This is a genomic window from Arhodomonas sp. KWT (assembly GCF_010993615.1).
The window spans coordinates 1-525 of sequence record NZ_WNXE01001116.1; the positions used below are offsets into that span (position 1 = coordinate 1).

The 525-nt window shown below is 74.3% G+C and carries 1 protein-coding gene and 1 pseudogene; one reads left to right on the forward strand and one right to left on the reverse strand.

Annotation, left to right across the window (positions count from 1 at the left end):
• Window positions 1-234: pseudogene (locus G7A99_RS24440) on the forward strand (aminotransferase); the annotation flags it as partial.
• Here the strand turns inward: G7A99_RS24440 and G7A99_RS24445 are convergent.
• Window positions 213-525: EI24 domain-containing protein (locus tag G7A99_RS24445; RefSeq protein ID WP_205600060.1), on the reverse strand; the 313-nt coding region annotated here is incomplete at its 5' end. The pseudogene G7A99_RS24440 and the gene G7A99_RS24445 overlap by 22 nt on opposite strands.

The following is a 525-nucleotide window of genomic DNA, read 5'->3' on the forward strand; positions in this document are numbered from 1 at the left end:
CCCGGGGAGCCGGCGGGGGCGTTCTACCTCTATGCCGACGTGAGCGCGGTCGCCCCGGACAGCGAGGCCCTGGCCCGTGCCCTGCTGGGCGAGGCCGGCGTCGCCGCGACCCCGGGGCTGGACTTCGAGTCCGCGCACCCGGGGCGGCACATGCGCTTCGCCTACACCACCGGCCTGGAGCGCCTCGCCGAGGGTGTCGAGCGCATCCGGCGCTACCTCGCCGCCGGCGGCTGAGCCGCCGGGGCGTCGCCGTACTCGCCGAGCTCGCTGCGCAGCAGCGTCGCGGCGATCACACCGGTGGGCATCGCCAGCAGGTTCAGCACCGGGATCAGGGTCATCGCCAGCAGCGCGCCGCCGAGGCCGAGGTGCAGCCAGCGCCGTCGGCGCAGCAGCGCGCGCTGATCGGCGAACGCCAGGCCGTGGTTGCCCAGCGGGTAGTCGCAGTACTCCAGCGCCATCATCCACGCGCCGAAGACCGCCCAGGCCGGTGGCGCGAGGATATTCACCACCGGGATGAAGAACAGC